Genomic DNA, 19900 nt, shown 5'->3' with positions numbered 1-19900 from the left:
GAAACACGGGTTTATCTACGCGTTTTTATGAGCATGAATGCAGGAATATCGTCACCAAATCCAAGAGGCAGGTAATTCCTATTTTTTCGTGAGTGTTGTTGCTCGGATGGATTTTCTTTACGTTTCACATTTTTGATATAATCTACTTTATTCTCTTTTGCAGTCTTTTTAGGGGAGGCAAGAGGCTCTTTGGCAGCAGTTTTCTTTGATGATTGTGAAAATTTTTTCTTTACAACAATATCTTCTGTTTGATCATCGGTTATTAAAGTCGAGAGATCTCCATTGAGCCATTCAATTTTTTCATTGCTTATTTCTTCAATGGCGTTGATATATTTTTGATCATCTTTTGTTACGATTGTAAAGGCTTTTCCACGACGATTTGCACGCCCTGTACGACCAATTCGATGGATATAGTCTTCAGCATGTGTAGGAACATCATAATTAAATACATGACTTACCGCTGGGATATCAAGTCCACGGGCCGCAACATCAGAAGCAACCAGAAGCGTAAGTTTATTATTTTTAAAGTCGGCTAAGGTATTCATGCGTGAATATTGGTCCATATCCCCATGAAGTGCCCCTACATTAAAGTTATGTTTGATGAGTGATCTAAAAAGTTCAGAGATGTCTCTCTTTCGATTACAGAAAATAATAGCATTTTGAAGCTTAGAACCTTCATTTTGGATAAGCTCTCGTAAAACCGCTCTTTTATCCCATGAATTATTCCCAGATTTGACAAGCCGTTGTGTAATTGTGGTCGCTGTTGAAGATGCTTTTGTAACTTCAACAGAAACAGGAGAATGTAAAAATTGTTTTGTTAACTTTGTAATTTCTGGCGCCATTGTAGCGGAAAAGAACAAAGTTTGACGCGTGAAAGGGGTTAGTTTACAGATACGTTCAATATCAGGAATAAAGCCCATATCTAACATGCGATCAGCTTCATCAATAACAAGGATTTCAACGCCCATCAGGAGTAATTTACCACGCTCGAAATGATCAAGAAGACGCCCTGGTGTTGCGATAAGCACATCCGCTCCTCGTTCCAGTTTACGATCTTGGTGTTCAAAAGAAACACCACCAATCAAAAGAGCAACATTTAAACGATGATTTATTCCGTATTTATCGAAATTTTCTTCAACTTGAGCTGCGATTTCCCGTGTTGGTTCTAAGATGAGTGTACGGGGCATTCGTGCTCTTGCACGACCTTTTTCAAGGAGAGTGAGCATAGGCAATACGAAAGAGGCGGTTTTACCCGTTCCTGTTTGAGCTATTCCTAGAACATCTTTTCTTTGAAGGACATGAGGAATTGTTTCACTTTGAATAGGTGTTGGAACTGTATATCCCACTGACTTTACTGCATTAATAACCTTTGCGGAAAGACCTAAATCATCAAAACTATTCAAAGATGGTATCATTTTTTTATCAATTGCTCTGTGCTTTTAACTTCGCTATCTCAATAATAAGTACAACCAATACTCTCTACTCTTAAAGAGTATTAAGATGCTTTCAAAAAAAGCCAACTATAACAATCATATACATATAAAGCGCATAATACAATCATTAATAGCGAAATTGTTCTGATAAAATGCGCTCATCCCATGAATGATTTGAGTCAAAAAGGATTGAAGCGGTTACTTCTGTTGCCATTGAAATAGTCACTGAATGGACAGATTTAACCTCAACATTATCTGCAGCAGCATTGACAGGGCGTTTGTCAGGTTCAAGCATATCAAAACGAACCGTTACTGTATTGGGAAGCAATGCGCCATGCCAACGTCTTGGGCGAAAAGGACTAACAGGAGTGAGGGCCATAAGGGGGGCCATAAGGGGGAGAATAGGTCCTTGTGCTGATAAATTATAGGCAGTTGATCCTGCAGGTGTCGCGACGAGGATACCATCACAACTTAACTGTTCCATGCGTATGTTGTTATCAATGGTGATGCGAATTTTTGCTGCTTGATAGGATTGTCGAAAGAGGGATACTTCATTAATTGCAAGTGCCTCGATAGATTCTTGATATTCAGCTTTTGCAATCATGCGTAAGGGATGAATTTCTTTTTTATGGGCGACAGCAATACGATTGGGTAATTTTTTTTCATGAAATTCATTCATAAGAAATCCTACAGAACCTTGATTCATACCGTAAATAGGTTTTCCAGTGTTCATAACATCTCGTACGGTTTGTAACATTGTTCCATCACCACCGATTGCAACAACAATATCAGTTTCTTCCAGAGAAGAATGACCGTAGACGGAAATTAATTTCTGGGTAGCTTTGAGAGCTTCCTCAGTTTCTGCGCAAATAAAATGAAAGCGACTTGGTAATGTAGTCATTTAAGAATTATCCTGATACTTATAATTTATCTTGTAACTTATTTTTTGAGAGTTTTGAAGTTGTAATCAAAGCTCTCTTTATAATAAAAAGAGTATTGAAGATAAAAAGAGAAGCTATTTCAAGATAAAGCATCATTGTAGACAAGAAAGAAGATTGCGTTGTTAGATAATTTACAAATAAATAATTTTTTTATGAGAATGATCATTTAAACATTGAAGCTGAGCGTATGATTAGTTAAAAGACCACAACTGATTTTGATAATCGGTATGAAGCACCCGTAGCTCAGCTGGATAGAGCGCTGCCCTCCGAAGGCAGAGGTCACAGATTCGAATTCTGTCGGGTGCACCAAATGCTTCAGCTTTGTATCGTTTTTCATAACAATATTACCTAAAGAGAAGCCAAATTCTTCTTTTCTAAAAATGATCATTTAAGCCGAATTAGCGCTTTATTACCACTGGTCGGCTCTAGAGATCAATCAGATGGATTGGCTGGAAGTGATTTCCTATCGCGAAGAATTAGTGCGCTTGAAACAACAAGAATATGAAAGCCAAATGTTAGGATGAGATACGCTTATGGATGTTTCCCTTGTTGTGCGTTTTGTGAATCATCTGCAAGAAGGGATCGCCTCTGCCAAGCGAGACTTAAGAGCTTTTAGCCTTGATATTGCGCATTTCCAAAACCAAACACGAAAGCATTTTAAAGGGTGGTTTGACCCTGAGCACTTGGAGGAAGCTACAGCAAAAGCACAAAATGCTTATATTCATGCGCGTGGGCGCATGGTAGGCGCCATTGCCCAAACGGCAACCTTAATCGTCCCTCTTTATAAAGCCATGCAATTTGACCAATCAATATTTCCAATCGTTTGAGGAAGAGTTTTCTGCCTCATGGGTTTGCTTAGAGCGTTTTGGCAGGTCCCCTGGTTTGCAATTTACCGGCTATGGCAATGATCCCAAAACCATCCACGGGGTATTATTTCCAGAAGAGTTTGGTGACCGGGTTGCCATTGATGCCATCACCAGAACCATACGTGCGGCTCAACCCGTTCAGATGATCCGTTGGATGAGTGATGATAGCTACAGTGCCTTAATGCTTGGATCCGTGGTGATTACCAGTGTCACGAAAGATCATGACTATATTAGCCGCTCTGGTCAATCAGGGCGTATTCGCTATTCCATTAGCCTGTTGCCGTTTTTTGATGGGGGCAAGCCGCAAGGCCAATATCAAATAGGGCAATACCAAGGGGGACAAGAGGAGGATACCTCATGAAGATCCCCGCAAAACAGCTTGTGGTCGAACTAGAGGATATGAGTTTAGACCTGATTTGTTATCACCATGCCTTGTCTGTTTTAGGAGACCGGAGGCAAGCTGGTTTACTGAAAGGTTATTTAGAAGCCACACTGGAGGCTAATCCAGAGATTGCTGGGTATGATGCTTTTTTGCCGCGGGGCTTAAAGGTTCTTTTGCCTGAATTTATTTCCCAAGAAAAAAACAGCGTGGTCAAACGGCTATGGGATTAATGCGCACACATCCCTTTATTGAGGTAAGGGTAGGGGATAAGCTTGTTCATGAAGTTTTTTACCAACGTCTTTTAACGGCAACCATCACAGACAATGCGGGTAATGAAGCCGATACATTCGAGGTGGAATTTGATGATAGCGGCAATGATTTAGAGATCCCCTCCAGTAACACTGCGCTCCATGTCACCTTTGGTTATGAGAACAGCATTCGTGCCTTTATGGGGCGTTTTGTTGTGGAGACGGTGATCAATTGTGGAGGCAGTGATGGAGAGATTTTGCGCCTTTGTGGCAAAAGCGCTTCCATGCGTGCGGAGATCAAAGAACAGGACAGCGAACATTTTGACCACAAAACCATTGCTGAGATTGTTGAAAGCCTTGCCAAACGTCATGGTTATCAAGCAAAGGTCAGTCCACAGTTTACCAAACAAACCTTGCCTTATGTGGTGCGCACCGATCAATCGGCGATTGATTTTTTAACCCGGCTTGCTGATCGGATGCAGGGGCGTTTTTTGATCAAAGACAATAAGTTTTTATTTTTAAGCGGGGACAATCTCCCGCTTCAGACCATCCATCAACAGGAGTGTTCCCATTGGGAATTTAGTCTCGAGCCGCGCACCCAATATGGCATGATAGAAGCACGGTATTTTGATCGCGCAAAAGGGCAACAGCACATTGTTACGCATCGCACAGGGTATACGGGGCCCATTCGCCGTCTGCGGACGTGCTACCCTTGTAAGCAGCAAGCACAAGCTGCAGTAGCTTCTGAGTCGGATAGGCTTTGTCGAGCCATGGGTAGTGGTTCTTTAAGCCTTGAGGGGCGCCCTGAAATCATGGCGGGGCAACCGCTTTTGCTTCAAGGGTTTCGAGGCGAAATCAATGGCCCATGGCATGCTGCAACCGTGACCCATCGCTATGAAAAGCAAAGCGGATACATCACAGAAATTACCCTAGAAGCGCTAAATCAAGGAAAGGAAACAGGAGAAAGGGAAACTTGATCAGAACAGAAAATCAAAGGGACAACTTGTCCCTTTGATCGATGGTGATGAACATTTGGAGGAATTGGTGCAACTTGCACCAATTGCAGAAAGGAGCAATAGTGCAAACATTGCGCAATTGCATATAGAAGTGCAATACGGTCAACATGACCGAATTTTTCCAAGCTTCTTTTGTTTTTTAATAATGCCTCAGAAAACCGAAAAGCTGTCACGCAGTTTATGCTAAAGAAAAGGTACCATTTTATGCATGCTTCTTCTCAAATAATACGATTCTTTTAATGCGATTCTTGCTCATGACTGATCATCAGAAATTGCGACCTTTAAGAGAAGAAAAATAAGACTCATTAAAGAGGCTTAAAATGATCTTTGAAAGGTCTTTGAAGACCCTTTGAGAACCCCTTAAAAATCATTTTAAAGAAAATAAATTGGTACAAAACCTGCTGGCAAGCTACACTCACTTTTAAAAATACTAGTATAAACAATAAGTTATGCTTGATAAAAAAGAGAGTGGTGCCCAGACGCGGATTCGAACCACGGACACGCGGATTTTCAGTCCGCTGCTCTACCTACTGAGCTATCTGGGCATGCTTCATAAAAAATATAGAGCGTGTGCGGTTATAACATTAAAATTTTCTCTGTCCAGTCATCAAAAGAAAAATAATTGATTTTTTAATAAGTTTATCTCCCTATTCTAGAAAGTTATCAATGAATCTTTATCATAAAATAAACTTGATAGGTATATTGTGATACATTAGGGTATTGTTATCAGAATGTTATCTTATCGTAGTGGTGATACGAAAAAAATTAAAATAATCAATTGAGAAGGCATAATTAAGAAAGATTTTTTACAAAGTTTCCGTGAATTTTAAGCCTACGAAATAAGATAAAACATTTTTGGCTTTTTTCCAAAAAGACGATTGATGAATCTTTATAACGATTTGTTTTTCTTTATCAAGAAGAAAATATATAAATAAGGAGAAATAATGATAATGTTACAAAACCAAGCAGTCGTCCCAATAATACTAATTTTTCTTCAGGCCCTTGTAGCAAACGGCCTGGTTGGACTTTTGATGTTCTTAAAAAGGCATTAGTTGGGCGTTCCCATAGATCTAGAGAAGCAGAATTAAAACTTGCTGAAGTTGTTAATTTAACCCGTGAGATTCTTGAGGTTCCTTCTGATCATCGTATAGGAATTATGCCAGGTTCAGATACCGGTGCTGTTGAAGCTTCCCTATGGTCTTTATTAGGTGAGCGTGGTATTGATATGGCGGCGTGGGAAAGTTTTGGATTTGGGTGGAATAAAGATGTTGTTGAGCAATTAAAGCTTTCTGATGTGCGTCGTTTTGAAGCTCCTTATGGTGAAATACCGGACTTAACACAACTTGATTTTGATCGTGATGTTGTGTTTACATGGAATGGCACAACTTCTGGTGTGCGTATTCCTAATGCGGATTTCATTCCGGACAAGCGAGCAGGATTGACCATTTGTGATGCAACATCAGCTGCTTTTGCACAATATCTTGATTTTTCAAAATTAGATGTTGTTACTTTTTCGTGGCAAAAAGTTTTGGGAGGTGAAGCAGCTCATGGTATGGTGATTTTAAGTCCTCGTGCTGTTGAGAGGCTTGAGAATCATGTTCCGGCTTGGCCTATGCCTCAACTTTTCTGTATGACAAAAAATGGAAAACTGAACGAAGATATTTTTAAAGGAAAGATAATCAATACGCCTTCTATGCTTTGTGTAGAGGATTTTCTTGATGGGTTGAAGTGGGCAAAATCTCTAGGAGGCGCAGCGGCATTAAGAGCAAGGGTTGAGAAAAATTTTTCTGTATTTGATGCTTTTGTTCGTAAAACGCCATGGTTAGAATATTTGGCAAAAGATCCTGAAGTGCGTTCTAACACATCTATTTGTTTAGATATTGTGGATCCAGTGATCACTGCTTTAGAAACTGAAAAACGAATATCTTTTATAAAAGCGGTTGTGAATCGTCTTGATGAGGAAGGTGTTGCTTATGATATCGGTTCGTATCGTTATGCTCCTCCTGGACTTCGAATTTGGGCGGGTATAACAATTGAGGCTTCCGATCTTGAAATTTTAACACAATGGCTTGAATGGGCGTTCCAGGTTGAAAAAGCACAGCTTTAAATAATGACTGCTAATTTTTACAATGTGTTTTTAAACAGAAAAAGAATACGAGAGATTATGATGATTTTTCGTGTTTTTGTATTAGACAAACAACTTCTAAATACTTTACAGGAATTGTAAAAGATTAAGAGAAGAAATGAAAGTTTTGTCAGGAGTGAGGGAGCGTAAATTAAAATCTCTCATTTTTTTACTTTTTGTAGCAAAAATGATAGATTTAGAATATTTTTGTCTTTACTTATTTTTATTATCATAAATTTGAAAATTTAAAGACTTGAAGATTGAGAAAAATCTGAAATGAGGAGTCGCACTTGCTCTAAGGTTTCGTTATAAAGAGGTATTTGTTTTTGAATGCTGGTTTTTTTGACCAAATACGACGGAGAGAGTTATGACCAATGTAGTTGTTGTCGGTACACAATGGGGTGATGAAGGCAAAGGTAAGATTGTGGATTGGTTGTCTGAGCGCGCAGATATTGTGGTAAGATATCAGGGGGGGCATAATGCTGGCCACACATTGGTTATTGATGGAGTGAGTTATAAATTATCACTTTTACCGTCTGGTTTAGTTCGTGGGAAGTTATCAATCGTTGGTAATGGTGTCGTTGTTGATCCTCATCATTTTGTTGCAGAGTTAAAAAAATTATGTGATCAGGGTGTAAAAATTACACCAGAAATTTTACGGATTGCTGAAAATGCTCCCTTAATTCTTTCTTTGCATCGTGATCTTGATGCAATTCGAGAAAGTGGTTTATCAGGTTTAAAGATTGGAACAACAAAGCGTGGTATTGGGCCGGCTTATGAAGATAAGGTGGGACGCCGTGCCATCCGAGTGATGGATTTGGCTGAAAAAGATACGCTTATGGCTAAGATTGAGCGGCTTTTGAGGCATCATAATGCTTTGCGTCGTGGGATGGGTGTTGCAGAGATTGATTCTCAAGCGCTTTATGATGAATTGATGCAAGTTGCAGATAAAATTCTGCCCTTTATGGATTGTACGTGGCATCTTTTACATGAAGGTTATAGGAAGGGAAAGCACATTCTTTTTGAAGGCGCACAAGGGGCTTTACTCGATAATGATTTTGGCACTTATCCTTATGTAACCTCATCGAATACAGTTGCTGGGCAGGCATGTACAGGATCTGGGATGGGACCTGGAGTCATTCATTATGTTTTGGGTATTGCAAAAGCTTATACTACACGTGTTGGAGAAGGACCGTTTCCGACAGAGCAGATAAATGATATTGGTGAATTTCTTGGGATACGGGGGCATGAATTTGGTGTTGTAACGGGTAGAAAGCGTCGATGTGGTTGGTTTGATGCAGTTTTAGTTCGTCAGATGGTCACAATTTGTGGTGTTCAAGGTGTAGCATTGACAAAACTTGATGTTCTGGATGGTTTGGATGAAATAAAAATTTGTATTGGTTATGAGCTTGATGGTAGAAAGATTGATTATTTACCTTCTTCCATGGGAGCTCAAGCCCGTGTAAAGCCTATTTATGAAACATTAGAAGGTTGGAAGGAAAAAACAGCCCATGCATTGAGGTGGGAAGATTTACCAGTGCAAGCTATTAAATATATACGCTATATCGAAGCATTAATTAACACAAAAATAGCTTTATTATCCACGAGTCCAGAACGTGAAGATACAATTCTTATTACAGATCCCTTTGCAAATTGATGATTATTTTGAGATTTTCATATAGATTCTTTGTTCATTTCTGTATCTTTTAACAAAAAGCGTTTTTAAAAGCGCGTGAGAGAGAGGTGTAAAATAACGTTGTTTATTTTTCGTATTCATTTTACACTGTTACGATAGTTACACAAATATAAATGACAATCAATTTATGAGGCTAAAAGGTGTTTTGGCTTTAGGGCTGGGATTTCTTTTCTCAGTTTAAGAGAGATTATAGAGGAAATGGTAGATTTTGTGGGAATCTTAAAAAAGGCGATTAATGCGCAAAATAATGTTACACCACAAGTGCGTAAGCGGATTTATAAACGGGCTATCGAAACATTAGAACATCAATTTTTAACAGCAAAAATACCGCAAGCAATAGCAGATGAGCAAAGAAAGATTCTTCAAAGTGCTATTACAACGGTTGAAGAGGAATATTTAGACGTCGAAAAGAAATTGCTCTCTTCAGTTATTGGGTGGAATCCCACAAATATAAATGGAGATAAAAAATATACCAAAGAAATCATACGACCAAAGAATAATGAATTTCCAGAGGTAAATACAAAGAGCAAGCAGGATTTTGTTACATCTTCAAAGGATAACAAGGTTTTTGGTGGTCCTTGTGTATCAGATATGCCAGAGGCAGAACCTGTTAATATGGAGCCTTATTTGTCCTCTGAGCCTAGTAATGCCTGTTCGTTAAAGGTTCCTCCTTCACAAGAAGATAATCCGCATATTGTTTCGCATATTTTTTCTCAAGCTTTACGTCGTTCTAATAAATCATTGGTGCAAAAACGTATTTTAATAAGTGTTGTTGCCGTTGTGAGTTTTGTTGCTCTAACTGTTGGTATTTTTTTTATGGGTGGGCGTGTATTTGTATTAAATGATCATCAATTGTTAGGAGAAAACCTTCAAGCTTCTCATGGGGTACCAAAGGAACTTTCAGTTAAGAGAAAATTAACACAACGCTTATTAGAGGATGGGAGTGAAATTGATGTTGGTTTAAAACAAGCAGTAGATTCTTTTGATGAAGAAGGAAGCTCAACAGTTGTTGCCAGTAATTTGCAATTGCTTGACAAATCAGGTGAAGCTTTTTTCTATCAAGCACGTACAAATTATGATGCAGAAAAAGTAGCAACGGGAAGTGCTCGCTGGACGCTTATAAGAGAATCTCATGTAAAGGGGGCTCCAGAGGAAATTGCGATACAAGGTGATATAACAATTCCTGATGAAGGGCTATCATTACGATTAATCTTACGTCGCAATACCGATCGGTCATTTCCTGCTGCATATATGATGGACCTTATTTTTATTCTTTCTGATAAATTTTCAGGTAAAGCTATAAGCAATGTTCAAGCATTAACCTTTAAAACAAGTGAACAATCCATTGGGCAGGGGTTAACAAGGGCTATTTCTGCAAAGATTAACGATGATTTTTTTCTTGTTGCATTGAGTGGTAATCATCCATTGATAGACCGAAATTTACAATTGATGCGAGAATTAAATTGGATGCGTTTGGTGTTAACGGATAAAAATGGACGTATAAATGAATTAACCTTTGCAAAAGGTCCGACAGGTGAGTCTATTTTTAATGAAGTTATTGGACAATGGCTTGCACAACAAGATAAGTTAATAGTTCTTGATCAAAAAATAAAACATAGATACCAATAAGATAAAAGGTTATTTTTCACCATCTGTTTTTTATCCGTTATATCTAAACGTACTCAATAAAGTGCACATATTAATAACTCAAAGAGTTTAAGAGATTCATTGATAAATACAAAGCCAATAGATGCCTTTCTCATTTCCAATTTAAGAAAGTACAAGCAATTGGCTTTATACCTAATTTTTAAAGTCTTACACTTGACTTTGAGATAAAGCAGAATCTCTGATAGAGTTTTGTACTTTTTCAAATGCACGCATTTCAATCTGTCGCACTCGCTCTCGACTAATATTAAATTCACCAGAGAGCTCCTCTAGCGTTAACGGTATATCGTTTAAACGACGTGCTTTGAATATACGCTTTTCCCGGTCATTGAGATTGCTCATGGCATTGATAAGCATGGAACGACGATTTTCTAATTCACTTTTTTCAATTAAAATTTGTTCTTGGTTGTTCGATTCATCCACCAACCAATCTTGCAATTCACTGTTTTCTCCTTCTTTTGTACGAAGGGGGGCGTTGAGCGAAGTGTCACCACCAAGTCGGCGATTCATTGATACAACTTCATCTTCTGTGACATTCAACTGGGTTGCAATTTCCTTTACTTGTTCTGTATCAAGATCGCCGCTATCAAATGCTTGAAGTTTATTTTTTAACTTACGAAGATTGAAAAACAAACGCTTTTGATTGGCTGTTGTCCCCATTTTCACCAAACTCCAAGACCGTAATACATATTCTTGGATTGATGCTTTAATCCACCATATTGCATAGGTCGCAAGACGAAAACCACGTTCTGGCTCAAAACGCTTAACAGCTTGCATGAGTCCGATATTACCTTCCGAAATGACTTCCCCAATGGGGAGTCCATAACCGCGATATCCCATCGCGATTTTAGCGACGAGACGCAAATGGCTGGTAACCAGCCTATGTGCAGCTTTTAAATCATTATGCTCACGATAACGTTGAGCGAGCATATACTCTTCTTTTGGTTCAAGCATTGGAAAACGACGCACTTCCTCTAAGTAACGGTTTAATCCGCCATCACCTGTGATTACTGATAACAAATTCATATGGGCCATATAGCACCCTCCTTTTATCTGAATTCCCTAATAAGGCAAATTCTACGTTTAAGATAGCCAACTATCCTAGCAACTTCACTCTAGCATATTTTTCAATTTTGTTCAAAAAAAGATATTTTATTCTGAAATCTTGAGACGGAGAAAAGTTTCAATTCATTTTTTTAAAGTGCTTAATAAGTTTAGCCATATCTTGAGGCATCGGTGCAAAAAACGACATAACTTTACCGGTAGAAGGATGTTCAAAAGTAAGACTTGCGGCATGGAGTGCTTGTCGGTTGAATTGATCGATTGCATTTTTAAGAGTGGGATTAAGAGTGTTTGATTTTGTTTTAAAAGCATTTCCATAAACCGTATCACCGACGAGTGGATGTCCGATATGTGCCATATGAACACGTATTTGATGGGTACGTCCGGTTTCCAGACGACATTCCAGAAGACTAGCAAAAGAGGTTGAGTCTTCGCGAGGACCATATTTTTCAAGCAGTGAAAAATGTGTAACAGCATGACGAGCATGAGGATTTTGGTTATGGACGACAGCTTGCTTTGTTCGGTTATGGGGTGAACGGCCAAGCGATGCATCAATTGTCGAGACATTGCGGTGGGGTATCCCCCAAATCAAAGCGTGATAGCGTCGATCTAACGCACAGGTTCGTCCATGATCAGAAAATTGAGTACTGAGGTTTTTGTGAGCCAGATCATTTTTTGCAACGACCATAACACCGCTTGTATTTTTATCAAGGCGATGGACAATGCCCGGGCGCTTAACACCACCGATACCAGATAAACTACTTCCACAGTGGTAAATAAGGGCATTAACCAACGTACCAGTCCAATTACCATTGCCAGGATGAACAACAAGACCCGCTGGTTTATTAATAACAATGACATAATCATCTTCAAAGAGAATGTCCAATGCAATGGCTTCAGCGCTAGGTTCTGCGTCACGAAGGTCAGGCATTGCCAATTCAATTGTTTGGTTAGGTTTTAATTTTGTTTTTGGTTCCTTTATGAATTGACCATCAATTTTAAGGCAGCCTTCACGGATGAGGGTTTGCAAACGCGAACGTGAGAGCACAGTACGATATTGTTTTGCAAGCCACTGATCAAGACGTTGCCCAAGAGCACCTTCATCTGTTATTTTCTGTATGACCATACGATTCCTATTAAGTTTTTAATAAGATTTTTACCAGTATGAAATTGCTTTGCTATCGAGAAATTCTTTAATCCCCCAATGTCCCCCTTCACGAGCGCGCCCAGAGAATTTTACACCTCCAAAGTAGCTTCCATCAGGTAATCCATGTCCGTTAACTTCTACCATACCAGAGCGTACTTGTGCCGCAATACGACGACATTTGTTGCGATCTTGCGATTGAATATAGTTTGTAAGACCATACTCAGTGTCATTTGCTAAAGCGATGGCTTCTTCTTCTGTCCTAAAGGCAAGAATTGAGAGAACTGGACCAAAGATTTCTTCTTTGAAAATACGCATATGGGGTTTTACATCGGCAAAGACTGTAGGACGGACATAATAACCGCGTTCCATCCCTATAGGTAAACCGGTTCCTCCTGCAACAAGAGTTGCCCCTTCATCAATGCCCGATTGGATAAGATCTTGAATTTTGTCATATTGTTTTTTTGAAACGACAGGTCCAATATGATTACCTTCTTGACAGTTTGGTCCTACTTTTGTCGTTTCTGCAATATCTTTGGCTATTTTTATGGCTTTGTCATAGATGTTCTGTTCCACAAGCATGCGAGTCGGTGCATTACAACTTTGTCCACTATTATAGAAGCAATGTCGTACACCACGCTGAATAGCATCTGAGTCGGCATCAGCAAAGATGATATTTGCGCCTTTTCCTCCAAGTTCCAGACAGACTCTTTTTAAAGTAGCACTGGCATTTTTAGAAATATCTTTTCCTGCGCTGGTTGAACCAGTAAAGCTGATCATTTCTAGATCTGGATGTGCTGAAAGGTAAGAACCAACAGTTGCACCATCACCATTGATTAAATTAAAAACGCCGGCAGGAAGTGCGGCTTCATCTAAAAATTCAGCAAAAAGCATAGCAGAAAGAGGTGCAATTTCAGAGGGTTTTAGCACCATGGTACAGCCCGCCAAGAGAGCTGGGATAACTTTAAGAGTTACTTGATTCATGGGCCAATTCCATGGCGTAATTAATCCTACGACGCCGATAGGGTCGTAGTGAAGGATTGCTTGCTCATTTCCCTTTATTAAAGTTTCTTGGAACGAAAACTCTTTATAAGCTTCGATAAAATCGCGAATGTGGGAACCGCCGGCTGCGGTTTGCGCATTAAACGCCATATCAATCGGTGCTCCCATTTCCATTGAAATGGTTTTAGCCATGTCTTTGGAACGTTTTTCATAGATCTCTAAAATTTTTTCAACGAATCCAAGACGTTCGCTTGGTGAAGTGGTTTTCCATTTTGGAAACGCTTCTTTTGCTGCGTTAATTGCTTTATCGGCATCTTTTGTGCTTCCAAGGCTAATGACAGCACAAGCTTCTTCTGTTGATGGATTAATGACGTCAAAATCGTGAGGTGTACTTGGATTATCCCATAGACCATTGATATAAAATTTCCGTTTATTAAACATAATTTACTCCCTTTTTTCTATTTTGTGTTTATGTAATTATGATTGTCCTAGTCTAAGCCTTTTTAAACGAGGATAACAAGGATAATCTTATAAAAACGCGAGAAATGAGATTATGTTATGATCATCAAACATGGAGCATTAAATAGAGCAATGTTTCTATAATTGTTTGTATTATTATTAGGACACATCGTTTTTATAAAATGAGAGGGGAAGATAGGTATAAACAATTTTCTTGACGCTTTTTATCATGAAGCTTTTTTCAAAACAAACGGAATACGCGCGATAAGACACTATAAACCTTAGCAGTTTCTGTCATAAACTTTAAAAGAAAATATTATGCATTTTACTCTCATTTTTTTCATTAAAAAGTAACCATCAGCAAAAGGTTATTAACCTTCATATGATAGCTTCTATGAATTCTTTTTGAAAAGATCATTTTTCTCATTGCTATAAATTTGTTGGGTGCCATGCATAATTCGAAAACAAAATCTATTTCTACGTCTTCTTTGTCTGATGATGGTACGAAAGGTGTATCAAGAGAAGATTTATCTATTAAGATCACAGAGATATTTCCTTATCCGGAAGTGTGGAAAGAGGCATTTACCCTCGGAAAAAATGTCCGTTTTACGCGAACCCCAGAAGTTGAAATTTTACGTCGTCGTATAGAAACAGATCCAGTTTTTGCAAAACAGTTTAAAATTTTTACGAAGCAAGATCGAAAAAAAATTACAGATGTTGTGCATTCTAAAAAGAAAACAACAAATATTCCATCGACAAAAAAAGTCATTAATCCCCAATCAATAGAGAATAAAACCTCAGTTTGTCGTTCAACAGTTTTAAAGCAGTTGTCACAGCAAACGATTAGCATACCATCAGCCAATATTCCCCTTGAGGAAGATAAACAAGAGTATGAATTACAAGTGAAAAATGAGCTACAAAAAATAAAGCCTACTTTGCACCTTTCCGATGATGCATTTTTTGAGTGTGGATCTTTGATATTTGAACCTGTGGATACTCAAACTTCAAAAGAGAATGGCACACCGATTGATATAACAAATGAAAGGATACCTGATACACTTGATGTTCCTTCTGCTTTTGATGAGTCAATAACGGCTCTTTACCGTGTTCTTGAATACCGCTTTCCGCAACTCTATGATTCAATTACATCAGACTCTCCAGCGGAAAGGATGAGAGGCGTTGAGCAAATTTCTGATTTAATGAATACGAATAATGATCCTATAAAGGAGTCTAAAGAGGGTCATTCTAAGCTTTCTGTTGAAGATTCCGCTCATATATTAAATGATACTGAGGTGTTAAGTAACACTGGGGATACTATAGAGACTGAAGAAACTCATAATACTGTCGCCCATAACACTTTCGATTGTCAAACAAAGGATGTTACAAAGAATTCAAAAGAATTGTCTGTGATGCAAGCAAACGGTAAAACGAAAACATTGCAATCTACCCACATACCCTTAGGCAATCATAATTCTTCTTTTATGAAAAATATTCAATCTATTGACTGTGATGTTTATGAATTTCCTCCGATTAGTTTATTACAGAAACCTATTTTTCATGAAGGGACGATGATTCCTCAGGAAACATTAGAACGTGGTGCTGGACTTTTGGAAAGTGTTTTGGAAGATTTTGGCATTAAGGGTGAAGTTATCCATGTTCATCCGGGGCCAGTTGTAACAATGTATGAATTTGAGCCAGCTGCGGGTGTAAAGTCATCGCGTGTTATTAATCTTTCTGATGATATTGCACGTTCTATGTCTGCCATTTCCACACGCGTTGCTGTCATTCCTGGACGGAATGTTATTGGGATTGAGTTGCCTAATGCGGTTCGTGAAACTGTTTATTTACGGGAATTAATCCAAACGCGTTCTTTTCGTGAAAGTGAATTTAAGCTTGCTCTTGCTTTGGGGAAAGGGATTAATGGGGAACCTGTTATTGTAGAATTAGCAAAAATGCCTCATTTATTGGTTGCAGGAACAACAGGATCAGGAAAATCTGTTGCAATTAATACAATGATTTTGTCGATTCTTTATCGGATGACGCCCCAGCAGTGTCGTTTGATCATGGTTGATCCTAAAATGTTAGAGCTTTCTGTTTATGATGGCATTCCACATCTTTTAACACCTGTTGTAACAGATCCTAAAAAAGCGGTCACTGCTTTAAAATGGGCGGTTCGAGAAATGGAAGAGCGTTATCGCAAAATGGCGAAATTAGGTGTGCGTAATATTGATGGTTTTAATGCACGCGTTGCACTTGCCGCTCAAAAAGGCGAAACGATCATGTGTACTGTACAGACGGGTTTTGATAAAGAAACGGGGGAAATGCTTTATCATGAAGAAGCCATGGATCTCACGCAGCTTCCTTATATTGTCGTGATTGTTGATGAGATGGCTGATCTCATGATGGTGGCGGGGAAGGAAATTGAGAATGCCATTCAGCGTTTAGCGCAAATGGCGCGTGCGGCAGGTATCCATCTGATTATGGCAACGCAGCGTCCTTCTGTTGATGTTATCACGGGGACCATTAAAGCAAACTTTCCTACTCGCATTTCTTTTCAGGTCACATCAAAAATTGATAGTCGTACAATTTTAGGTGAACAAGGGGCTGAAACGCTTTTAGGTCAAGGAGATATGCTTCATATGGCAGGTGGAGGGCGCATTGTGCGCGTTCATGGACCTTTTGTCTCTGATGAAGAAGTTGAATCCGTTGTTGCTCATCTTAAAATGCAAGGAAAACCTGATTATTTAGCAACGGTCACGGATAATGAAGACGAAAACAATGAGATTTCTACTGATTCAATGGCTGAAATGTCTGAGGAAGAAAATTTTGATGAAGAGAGTGAGAGACTTTATAACCAAGCTGTAAAGATTGTTATGCGTGATAAAAAATGTTCAACATCTTATATTCAGCGCCGACTTTCAATCGGCTATAATAAAGCAGCTTCTCTTGTTGAGCGTATGGAAGAAAAAGGCATTGTGGGAGCCGCTAATCACGTTGGTAAACGTGAAATTTTACTCAATGAAGGAAAATAAACAAGCATATTTAAAACAGCACATTTAACAATATGCGATTTTTAAAATGTCTGACAGTCATTATTTAAAGAGTGAATACGTGTTTTATTTTTTCAAGTCAGATGTGATCATCTATTTATTTTTTTGAGAGCCTTATTAAAAAATTGAGTAGAGAATAATAAAGCAACCTTTAAACTGCTTATGGAGAGAACAGACTGATACAAAAGAGCGGAGATGTTTTTAACATTTCTGGAGGGGCTTGAATGTAAGGAAATGAAATAAATCTTTATAGGAGAACGGATGATTTTTATTGTTTTTTCTGATTACAAAAAGATTATTTAGTCAAAATAGTACAATAGTATATTTTTTGTTTTTTTCTATAATGGTTTTGATGAAAAAAGGGTCTTTGAAGTCTTCTAGAAAACATCATAAGAAGATGTCCCCAAAGGTTTAGGATGCTTTAAAACGCTACGCTGAATTTATAATCATTTGATGTTTTGGCGTAAGATAAGATGTTGTGACTGAAAACTTTATTTGAAAAAAATTTTTAGTCTCAAGTATCGTAAAATTTTCTTGTCTCAACTCTGTTTATATTGAAAGAATCAAAACCGTTTTTTGTCCATCATAGTAGAAGCAGTGGAGGGTACAAAACATTTAAAAGGAATAAGAATACCTTTTATGAACATTTGCAAACATAAGAACCATTGGCTATATTATGGACTAGACGAATATAATAATAGTGCAAACGAGCTCTTTTAGCAGGATAAAAAGGTAAAGCATAATGCCTTGATATCCGTGATGGGGGCCTTTACATTACAACATTTACCGATGTCGACATAATAAAATAAGCTTGGAACAAGATGTCTCTTTAAGACAGGTGTATGAATGCGCAAGTATATTCTTCTGAGAGGACTATTTTATGTGAGGGGCATTTTTCTTTGTAACAAGCTTTATTACAATAATAAGAGAATAAGTAACAGTGTTGGAAGATTCTTTTTACTCTTGTTTTGTTGGTGAAACAGTCAAAATTTTGCTACAGATAATTGATAATGAGATATCCAGTTATTTTAACGAGAGCAGGTATTTTTTAATAAATGAGCATTATTCGTTTGAAAGTTAATCCAACACTTTTTTAGTTTTAGTTATGTCATTAAAAGCAGATGAGTTAAGTACAAGTGAATTAGAATGTAAGCAAGAAGCTTTTTGTTTTATACCAGAGCTTTTGCCTCGACCTTTTACATGGGAAATCGATCACAATGGTTTATTTTGTGAAGTCTCAAAAGAGCTAGCTGAAGTTGTTGGTCCTTTCTCTTCCTCTATTCTAGGATATAGTTTTCATGAGCTTGCTCATCAATTTCATGATGATCGATATCAGGTTCTCAGTCGTTTTATTGAAGCAGCTATGCCGTGGAGTAAAGAGATTGTTCAATGGCCTGTTGATGGTTGTTCACAATGGCTTGATGTTGAATTGTCGGCTTTACCAATTTTTGATGTTAAAAAGCAACTTAAGGGGTTTTGTGGCTTTGGTGTTTTAAAAATACAAGAAAGAGTTCAAGAAAAAAGAGACGAACAGCTGGAGACGGAAATGCCGCGTCTTACGGAGATAGAACGCTCAGCTTTTCGTGAGATTGCAGAGCAATTACGTGATGAATTGAATTCATCGGTAAAAGAAGAGAATTTTGTTGAAGAAACAGCTATCCAGTTATCACATCCACAAACATTGCCAGTAAATGCTATAGAACAAGTGCTCATAAAAGAACCCGCTGCAGTTTTATCATTGTTGGAGACAGCAACAGATGGTGTTTTATGGTTAGATGAACACGGCTTTATTCAATCGGCAAGTAAGACTGCTTTAGCATTAATAGGTTATGAAATAAATGAACTACGAGGACAGCCACTCTCTTCCCTCTTTACTTTGCAAAGCCGATTTTTGGTTGAAAAATATTTTAAATTAATCCGTATGAAGGGGAAAAATCAGGTTTTAAAGTGCAATGAAACAGCTGATTTAATGACGAAAAATCATAAAAATAGAACCGTTCTTATAACGATTGTATTTTTGACACAGCAAGGCAATTACGCTGTTATGTTGCGTGATATGACAAAAACAGTTCCATCAGAAGAAAAAAAAGCAGAAGAGAATAAAATCGTTGGAGTTGTTCATGAAATACGAACACCTTTGAATGCTCTTATTGGTTTTGCAGAAATTATGAAAGAGGGACGTTTTGGTTCGATAGACAATGAACGTTATCATGGATATTTGCGCGATATTATCTCTTCTGGAAAACATATATTATCACTCATTAATCAATTACTAGAATGTTCGAAGATCAATTACTCTGGTTCCAATAACCAGATTGATTCTTCCCTTATTTCTGAAACATTTGATGTGATATCTTGTTTACGTGCGACGATAGCTTTTCTTGAAACAGAAGCCAATCATAACGGCATTATCATGCGCATTGTTGCTCCACCGCATGTTCCATTTATTCCTGTATCACAACAAATGTTTCGCCAGATTATATGGAATCTTCTTTCCAATGCCATTCGTTTTACACCTCTGGGTGGTCAGATTATTATTCATGTTTCTTATAGAAAAGAACGCGTAAAAATTTCAGTGAGTGATAATGGTATAGGAATGAGCGAAGAGGAGATTGTACAGGCCCTACAACCTTATGGTCAAATAGAGCGCAAAGATGGTCGATCTGGAGACAGTGCTTTTATGGGTACAGGCTTAGGGCTCCCAATGTGTAAGGCAATGGTAGAAGAAAGTGGGGGAGAATTTTTATTGTTTTCAAAATCCAATCATGGAACGACTGTGGAAATGTTTTTTCCTCGTGTTCCATGATGTCA

The 19900-nt window shown here is 38.2% G+C and carries 14 protein-coding genes, 2 tRNA genes and 1 pseudogene; 11 read left to right on the top strand and 6 right to left on the bottom strand.

Translation table 11 applies throughout. The features are described 5' to 3' along the window. Positions 1-11: 11 nt before the first annotated feature. A complete protein-coding gene (locus NNJ85_RS01850) occupies positions 12-1415 on the bottom strand; it encodes a DEAD/DEAH box helicase (RefSeq protein WP_254473084.1) in 1404 nt (467 codons plus the stop codon). Positions 1416-1560: 145 nt separating this feature from the next. Next, complete coding sequence (locus tag NNJ85_RS01845) at positions 1561-2334, bottom strand: NAD kinase (RefSeq protein WP_254473082.1); 774 nt, start codon at positions 2332-2334, stop codon at positions 1561-1563. Positions 2335-2606: 272 nt separating this feature from the next. Here NNJ85_RS01845 and NNJ85_RS01840 point away from each other — a divergent pair. The 6 genes and pseudogenes from NNJ85_RS01840 (at position 2607) to NNJ85_RS01815 (ending at position 5073) form a co-directional block, all read left to right on the top strand. Next, a tRNA-Arg gene (locus NNJ85_RS01840) sits at positions 2607-2683 on the top strand. Between the two features lie 224 nt (positions 2684-2907). After that, positions 2908-3186, top strand: a pseudogene (locus NNJ85_RS01835) (phage tail tape measure protein); the annotation flags it as partial. Further along, positions 3173-3601, top strand: coding sequence for a phage tail protein (locus NNJ85_RS01830; RefSeq protein WP_254473078.1), 429 nt, complete (start codon positions 3173-3175; stop codon positions 3599-3601). The pseudogene NNJ85_RS01835 and the gene NNJ85_RS01830, both read left to right, overlap by 14 nt. After that, positions 3598-3852, top strand: a complete 255-nt coding sequence (locus NNJ85_RS01825) for a tail protein X (RefSeq protein ID WP_142416575.1) — start codon at positions 3598-3600, stop codon at positions 3850-3852. Before NNJ85_RS01830 ends, NNJ85_RS01825 begins: the two co-directional genes overlap by 4 nt. After that, the gene (locus NNJ85_RS01820; protein WP_254473898.1) at positions 3852-4847 is read left to right on the top strand and encodes a phage late control D family protein; all 996 of its coding nucleotides are present in this window, start codon (positions 3852-3854) and stop codon (positions 4845-4847) included. Before NNJ85_RS01825 ends, NNJ85_RS01820 begins: the two co-directional genes overlap by 1 nt. 34 nt (positions 4848-4881) lie before the next feature. Beyond that, positions 4882-5073 (top strand): hypothetical protein, encoded by a 192-nt coding sequence (locus tag NNJ85_RS01815; protein WP_254473076.1) that lies wholly within the window; start codon positions 4882-4884, stop codon positions 5071-5073. Positions 5074-5355: 282 nt separating this feature from the next. Here the strand turns inward: NNJ85_RS01815 and NNJ85_RS01810 are convergent. Next, positions 5356-5431, bottom strand: a tRNA-Phe gene (locus tag NNJ85_RS01810). Between the two features lie 386 nt (positions 5432-5817). On the opposite strand from NNJ85_RS01810, the gene NNJ85_RS01805 reads away from it, so the two are divergent. The 3 genes from NNJ85_RS01805 to NNJ85_RS01795 all read left to right on the top strand — a co-directional run bounded on the left by NNJ85_RS01805 (position 5818) and on the right by NNJ85_RS01795 (position 10336). Continuing rightward, on the top strand, positions 5818-6993 hold the full coding sequence (locus tag NNJ85_RS01805) for a phosphoserine transaminase (RefSeq protein ID WP_254473897.1): 1176 nt from the start codon (positions 5818-5820) through the stop codon (positions 6991-6993). A gap of 385 nt (positions 6994-7378) precedes the next feature. Next, positions 7379-8668 carry an adenylosuccinate synthase gene (locus tag NNJ85_RS01800; RefSeq protein ID WP_254473074.1) on the top strand — a complete coding sequence of 430 codons (1290 nt, stop codon included), beginning with the start codon at positions 7379-7381 and terminating at the stop codon, positions 8666-8668. A gap of 237 nt (positions 8669-8905) precedes the next feature. Beyond that, the gene (locus NNJ85_RS01795) at positions 8906-10336 is read left to right on the top strand and encodes a hypothetical protein (protein WP_254473073.1); all 1431 of its coding nucleotides are present in this window, start codon (positions 8906-8908) and stop codon (positions 10334-10336) included. Between the two features lie 186 nt (positions 10337-10522). On the opposite strand, the gene rpoH is transcribed toward NNJ85_RS01795, so the two are convergent. The 3 genes from rpoH to NNJ85_RS01780 all read right to left on the bottom strand — a co-directional run bounded on the left by rpoH (position 10523) and on the right by NNJ85_RS01780 (position 14021). Beyond that, complete coding sequence (rpoH, locus tag NNJ85_RS01790) at positions 10523-11407, bottom strand: RNA polymerase sigma factor RpoH (RefSeq protein ID WP_254473072.1); 885 nt, start codon at positions 11405-11407, stop codon at positions 10523-10525. A 148-nt stretch (positions 11408-11555) separates the two neighbouring features. Continuing rightward, the gene (locus NNJ85_RS01785) at positions 11556-12560 is read right to left on the bottom strand and encodes an RluA family pseudouridine synthase (RefSeq protein ID WP_254473071.1); all 1005 of its coding nucleotides are present in this window, start codon (positions 12558-12560) and stop codon (positions 11556-11558) included. 30 nt (positions 12561-12590) lie between these two features. Beyond that, a complete protein-coding gene (locus tag NNJ85_RS01780; RefSeq protein WP_254473070.1) occupies positions 12591-14021 on the bottom strand; it encodes an aldehyde dehydrogenase family protein in 1431 nt (476 codons plus the stop codon). Positions 14022-14488: 467 nt separating this feature from the next. On the opposite strand from NNJ85_RS01780, the gene NNJ85_RS01775 reads away from it, so the two are divergent. Both NNJ85_RS01775 and NNJ85_RS01770 read left to right on the top strand, forming a co-directional pair. Beyond that, on the top strand, positions 14489-17071 hold the full coding sequence (locus tag NNJ85_RS01775; protein ID WP_254473069.1) for a DNA translocase FtsK: 2583 nt from the start codon (positions 14489-14491) through the stop codon (positions 17069-17071). Between the two features lie 1123 nt (positions 17072-18194). Beyond that, positions 18195-19895, top strand: a complete 1701-nt coding sequence (locus NNJ85_RS01770) for an ATP-binding protein (protein ID WP_254473068.1) — start codon at positions 18195-18197, stop codon at positions 19893-19895. Positions 19896-19900 lie beyond the last annotated feature (5 nt).

It is taken from the genome of Bartonella sp. B1098 (assembly GCF_944896145.1).
In the GTDB taxonomy this organism is placed as follows: domain Bacteria; phylum Pseudomonadota; class Alphaproteobacteria; order Rhizobiales; family Rhizobiaceae; genus Bartonella.
Note: the sequence above shows the minus strand (reverse complement) of the source record. Positions and strands in the feature narration are given on the sequence as shown.